This window comes from Bradyrhizobium acaciae (genome assembly GCF_020889785.1).
GTDB lineage: Bacteria > Pseudomonadota > Alphaproteobacteria > Rhizobiales > Xanthobacteraceae > Bradyrhizobium > Bradyrhizobium acaciae.
In genome coordinates, this window is record NZ_JACMYK010000062.1 from 35,193 (window position 1) to 41,192 (window position 6,000).

4 protein-coding genes are annotated in these 6,000 nt (G+C 65.9%); all 4 read right to left on the reverse strand.

The window, feature by feature from the left end:
• Positions 1-247: 247 nt before the first annotated feature.
• Positions 248-3,397 carry an efflux RND transporter permease subunit gene (locus tag H8A92_RS22630; protein ID WP_229197812.1) on the reverse strand — a complete coding sequence of 1,050 codons (3,150 nt, stop codon included), beginning with the start codon at positions 3,395-3,397 and terminating at the stop codon, positions 248-250.
• A gap of 13 nt (positions 3,398-3,410) precedes the next feature.
• Positions 3,411-4,328, reverse strand: coding sequence for an efflux RND transporter periplasmic adaptor subunit (locus H8A92_RS22635; RefSeq protein WP_229197813.1), 918 nt, complete (start codon positions 4,326-4,328; stop codon positions 3,411-3,413).
• A gap of 260 nt (positions 4,329-4,588) precedes the next feature.
• Positions 4,589-5,236: an OmpA family protein gene (locus tag H8A92_RS22640; RefSeq protein ID WP_229197814.1), complete on the reverse strand. Its 648-nt coding sequence runs from the start codon at positions 5,234-5,236 to the stop codon at positions 4,589-4,591.
• Between the two features lie 136 nt (positions 5,237-5,372).
• Positions 5,373-6,000, reverse strand: a 628-nt coding sequence (locus H8A92_RS22645; protein WP_229197815.1) for a tetratricopeptide repeat protein, incomplete at its 5' end; no start/stop codon positions are given.

Below are 6,000 nucleotides of genomic sequence, written 5' to 3' on the forward strand. Positions count from 1 at the left end.
GGGCCGCGGACTCAACGGCGGCGTCTCGAAGGATGGCCACAGTGAACGCAACGCGCCAGGGTTTTCCCCTGATACGAGGCGACCTCGCCCGCAAGCCCCAGGGCGTCCGCACGATTTCGGAATAATGGAAAAGTACCCCTGAGTTGCCCGGCGTGTCAAGTTGCCGTGTCGTACGCCGGCGCCCGCTGGCTACTTTGCATGGGGTTGTTTTCGATATTTTGGCAAATGCGCCGCTGCGGCGGCGGCCTCATTCAGCGGCGGGCGAGATCATGTTCGGCGGGCCGGGCTTCTTGGCCTTGTCGGCCTCGGGCTCGCTCGGGGTCAGCTCGTGGTCGGCATGCGAGACCACGAGCCGCTTGCCGAAGCGCCAGATCAGGCCGCCGATGTCGTCCATCACCATGCACATCGCCGGCACGAACACCAGCGACAGCACGGTCGAGAAGATCAGGCCGCCGATCACCGCGAGCGCCATCGGCGAGCGGAATTCGCCGCCGGCGCCGAATGCAAGGGCCGACGGCATCATGCCGGCGGCCATCGCGATCGTGGTCATCACGATCGGGCGGGCGCGCTTCATGCCGGCGTCGATCATCGCTTCCTCGCGCGCCTTGCCGTCGCGGATCGCCTCCACCGCGAACTCCACCAGCATGATGGCGTTCTTGGTGACAATGCCCATCAGCATCAGGATGCCGATCCACACCGGCGTGGTGAGCTGCTTTCCGGTCAAGAGCAGTGCGCCGATCGCACCGCCGATCGAGAGCGGCAGCGAGAACAGGATGGTGATCGGTTGCAGGAAGGTGCCGAACAGCAGCACCAGCACGGCGTAGACCATCATCAGGCCGGCGGTGATCGCGGTGGCGAAGCCGTCCGACAGTTCGGCGAGGCTCTCGGCGTCGCCGGATGGGCTGACCTTCACGCCCTTCGGCAGGCTCTTCATGACCGGCAAATCGTAGATCAGCTTGGTGGCATCGCCGAGCGCGGCATTGCCGACGAGATCGGCGGCGACTGTGGCCTGCCGCTCGCGGTCATAGCGGTTGATGCTGGTCGGGCCCTGGTCGAGCTGGATGTCGGCAACCACGGACAGCGGCACGCCGCCGCGTTCGCCGCGCTGGCCGAGCGGCACGCGCAGCTGCTCCAGCATCTGCAGGTCGCTGCGCGCATTGTCCTCGAGCTGGACGCGGATCGGCACCTGGCGCTCGCCGGCGTCGAACTTGGCCAGCGCCGGGCCGACATCGCCGATGGTGGCGACGCGGATGGTCTGCGACAGGCTTTCGGTCGAGACGCCGAGCCGCGCCGCAAGCTCGGCACGCGGACGGATGCGCAGCTCCGGCCGATCGAGCGCGGTCTCCGAGATCACGTTGGCGATGATCGGGATCCGCTTCATCTGCGTCGCCAGCTCGCTGGCGACGTTGTTGACGATGTTGCTGTCGGTGCCGGTCACAACCAGCGAGATGGCGCGCAGGCCGTTCTCGTCGAGGAACCAGAACCTGATATCGGGGACGTTATCGAGCTCCTTGCCGATCGACAGCTCGAGCTCGCGCTGGGTGATCCTGCGGTCGGCCTTCGGCGTGTAGTTGATGATCAGCGCGGCGCGGCGCACCTCCTGGATGCCCGGCGGCACGCGGCCGCCGTCGACGAACACACTCCTCACCTCGGGCCGCTTGCGCAAGCGCGCCACGATCTCCTCGGTGACCTTCTCGGTGTAGGCGAGCTGCGAGCCGGGCGGCAGCTCCATCGCCAGCAGCGAGCGCGCGGTGTCCTGCGCCGGCAGGAAGCCCTGCGGCAGCAGTGTGATGCTCCAGATCGACGCCGCGAACACCGCAAAGCCGACCAGCACGGTGATGTAATGGTGCCTCACCGACCAGGTGACCAGGCTGTGATAGGTGCGCAGGATGCGGCCGGGCGGCGGGTCGTCGTGGTCGTGATGCTTGAGGAAATAGGCGGCGAGCATCGGCGTCACGAAGCGCGCGGCGAGCAGCGAGAAGAACACCTGCACCGAGACGGTGATGCCGAACTGCTTGAAGAACTGCCCGGCGATCCCGGACATGAAGCTCGCGGGAGCGAAGATCGCGATGATGGTGAGCGAGATCGCGATCACCGCGAGGCCGATCTCGTCGGCGGCTTCGAGCGCGGCACGATACGGCGTCTTGCCCATCCGCATGTGGCGGACGATGTTCTCGATCTCGACGATGGCGTCGTCGACCAGAATGCCGGTCGACAGCGTGATGGCGAGGAAGGAGACCAGGTTGAGCGAGAAGCCCAGCAGGTCCATCGCCCAGAATGCCGGGAAGATCGACAGCGGCAGCGAGGCCGCGGCGATGATCGTGGCTCTGATGTCGCGCAGGAACAGCAGCACGATGATGACGGCGAGGATCGCGCCCTCGAACAAGGTCGAGATCGCAGCTTCGTAGTTGCCCTTGGTGAATTCGACCGAAGTGTCGATCAGCTTGAGGTCGACGTCGGGATAGGCAATTTTCAGCGCGTCGATGCGTTTCTGCACCGCGGCCGCGACGACGACGTCGCTGGCGCCCTTGGAACGCTTGATGCCGAGCGCCACCACAGGCTCGCCGTTGAAGCGGGCGAAGGTGCGGCGGTCGGCGATGGTGTCGGTGACGGTGCCGAGATCGTCGAGCCGGATCTCGCCGCCGCCGAACAGCGGAATCATGGTGCCGGCGAGCTCGTTCAGCGTCTTGGCGCCGGCGAGGGTGCGGATCGCCTGGTCATTCTTGCCGATCTCGGCGCGGCCGCCGGCGACGTCGACATTGGTGCCGCGCAGGATCTGGCTGACATTGACCGCGGTGAGCCCCACCGCCTGCAGCTTGTCGGGATCGAGCGAGACCAGGATCTCGCGCTCGACACCGCCGATGCGCTCGACCTGGGCGACGCCGCGCACGCCCTGCAGCGCGCGCTTCACCACGTCGTCGACGAAGTAAGACAGCTGCTCCGGGGTCTTGCCGGGCGAGATCGCAGCATAGGTCACGATCGGCAGGCCGATCACGTCGACGCGCTGGATCAGCGGTTCGGTGACGTTCTGCGGCAGGTTGGCGCGCACCCGCGTCACCGCGTCCTTGACGTCGTTGAGCGCGCGGTCGGTGTTGGTCTCCAGCGCGAACTGGATCGTGGTCACCGACAGGCCGTCGGTGATCGAGGAGGAGATATGGCGCACGCCCTCGACGCCGGAGACGCCGTCTTCGATCGTCTTGGTGACCTGCGACTCGAGCTCCGACGGCGCGGCACCGAACTGCGAGACCGCGACCGAGATCACCGGAATATCGGCGCTCGGCAGCCGCGTCACCGCGAGCTTGGTGAACGAGACCCAGCCCAGCACGAGCAGGATGATGGAGAAGACGATCGAGGGAAGCGGGTTCCGGATCGACCATGCTGAGATGTTCAAAGCCATTAGCGTGCCCGAATTACCGTGATCGCGAGCGATCGAGTTCGTCGGCGAACATGGTCTTGATCTGGTCGCCGTCATGCAGCGAGGTGCCAGCATCGGCCACGACGATTTCGCCGACGTCGAGGCCTTCAAGGATTTCGGTCGAGGTGTCGGAGGTCAGCCCGACGCGCACCCTGCGGGTTTCGACGGTGTTGCCCTTCACGACCTGCAAAGTCAGGCGGTCGATCGCGGTGCGCGGCACCGCGACGCCGCAGGAGCGCTTGGCGTCGATATTGGCGCGCGCGAACATGCCGACCTTCAGTGTCGGATTGTTGTTGATGGTGATGCGGACATGCCCGAGCTGGGTGGCGCGGTCGATCTGCGGCGAGATCTGGCGGACCTTGCCGACCATGTCGGGTGCATCGTCGCGGCTGATCCGCACATTGGCGCCGGGATTGAGCTTCAGGAGCTGGAAGCCCGGCACCTCGGCGTCGAGCTCGATCTCGTTGCCGATGGAAATCTTGAACATCGGGGGACCTTGCGGCGAGGCCGGCGCGCCGGGCGCGGTGCGCACTTCGGTGACGAGGCCGGCTGCCGGCGCGCGCAGCACGATCGGCTTGGCATTGGCCTGGGCGGCCTGTTGCGGCGGCGGGGTCAGCCGCGCCAGTTCCTGGTTCTCGGTCACGATATCGCCCTCGCGCACCAGCACGTCGGTGACCTTGGAGCCGTCCTGGTCGACATTCACCTGCGCCTCGCGGCGCGGCACGATGAAGCCGGTGACGCGGACCATGTCGGAGAAGCAGGCATTGGTCGACTTTGTCACCACGACCAGCGCCTGGCCCGGCGTCTCCTTCTCCTCGGGATGGGAGCGGTGCTCGAACGCGTAATAGGCGACAGCCAAAGCGAGGAAGACCACCGTGCCGAGCGCAGGCTTGAGGTACTGGGAGAAATTCATCGCCTGATCAATCCAGAACTTGGCGCGTCATGTGCGCTCGTCGAAGTCTCATCACGCTCGCCATCGTATTCTTTGAGCATGCGGAAGGCCGGTGTCCATTGTTCCGGATCATGCCATGACGTCATGTGAGGCGGGTCACCTGTGGGCAGCTTTGGGCCTCAGCCCCTAAGCAAATGCGCCCCGCCGGGGGTGCGGGACGCATTGTAACCTCAAAAAGCGGCCACGCCACCGCCCATCACAGCTGGATTACTTGGACTGGATCACTTGGAGGCCGTGTCCTTGTTTTCCACGTTCACGACCTGCACGCGCCGGTTGACGTCCGCCATCGGGTGGCCGGGGTCCTTCAGCTTGCTCTTGCCATAGCCGACGGTGACGAGATCGGTGCCGTTGATGCCATATTTGTCGACCAGATAGCGCTTGATGGCGTCGGCGCGGCGCTCCGAGAGGCCCTGATTGTAGTCCTCGCCGCCGGCGGCGTCGGTGTGGCCGGCGACCACGAAGGTCGAGCCCTTCAGGTCCTGATTGGTGAGAGCACGGCCGAGCGCCTGCACCGAGGGCAGCGACTTCGCGCTGATGTCGGCGGAGTTGTAGTCGAAGTTGATCTCGAGATCGATCTTCGGCTTGTCCTGGACGATGGTCGCGATTTCCTCGCGCTCAGTCGAGGACAGCGAGCGGGTGGTGCGGCCGCGGACGCTCTGCATGAATTTGGCCTGGTCGGCGTTCAGCCCGGGCGAGGTCTGCGGGCCGACCGAAAGGCCGCGGGTCAGCGGCTTCTTCTCCGGCGTAAGCGCCTTGATGATTTGTTCCTCGGTGACGCCGTCACCGGCGCGCGCGGCCATGCCGAACGACAGGGCGGCGCAGGCGGTCATGATTGAAAGGATCGCGGCCCTTGCCGACGGCTTGAACATTTCGGTCCCTCCTGCGCAGGCTGGCGCGGTTCCATGCAACTCTTCAGATCGCGGGCATTGCGGCCCGGCGCGCACCCTCTGATTAGTCGCGCAATTCCAGCGGCGGTTCGAGGCCAGGGCGGCCTCGATTGATTTGTCACTGCACGCCGTAGTCGGCGAATTCCTTGACGATGTTCGGGTCCATCGCCTTGGCGTTGGCGATGTCGAGGTCGCCTTCCGCGACCGCGCCGTTGCGCTTCTTGGCGAGCCCGCGGCCGTACAGCGACGAGGTCAGCCGCGGGTTGATCTTCAGCGCGGCATCGAAATCGGCGATGGCGTTCTTGTTCTGGCCACCCTTCAGGTTCATCAGGCCGCGGCTGTCGAGTGCGTCGACGAAATTCGGGCGCAGCCGCAGTGCCTCGTTGCAGTCCTTCAGCGCCGCCTGCAGGTCGCCCATCACGGTGCGGACCCAGCAGCGGTTGTTATAGGCCTCGACATCCTTCGGGTTCAGCCGCAGCGAATTGGTGAAGTCCTTCACCGCGAGGTCGTAGGCACCCTTGCTGGCATAGACCTGGCCGCGGCGATACAGCGCGGCCGCGTCGTCGGGGTTCTTGTCCAGTTTGTCGCTCAGGCCCTTGATCGTCGGATCGTCGGCGAGCACGGGCGAATTGCTCGGAGCCGGCGTGGGCTGGATCACCACCGGCGGCGGAGGCGCGGGTGGCGGCAGGGCGATCTCGGGGCCCTTTGGTGCGGGCGGCGGTGAAGCCGGCGCTGTCGCAACCGGG

What these genes read in the sequence shown, in the direction of transcription:
- H8A92_RS22630 (WP_229197812.1), bottom strand. Translation starts at nt 3,397, where the DNA reads ATGGCTTTGAACATCTCAGCATGGTCGATCCGGAACCCGCTTCCCTCG.
- H8A92_RS22635 (WP_229197813.1), bottom strand. Translation starts at nt 4,328, where the DNA reads ATGAATTTCTCCCAGTACCTCAAGCCTGCGCTCGGCACGGTGGTCTTC.
- H8A92_RS22640 (WP_229197814.1), bottom strand. Translation starts at nt 5,236, where the DNA reads ATGTTCAAGCCGTCGGCAAGGGCCGCGATCCTTTCAATCATGACCGCC.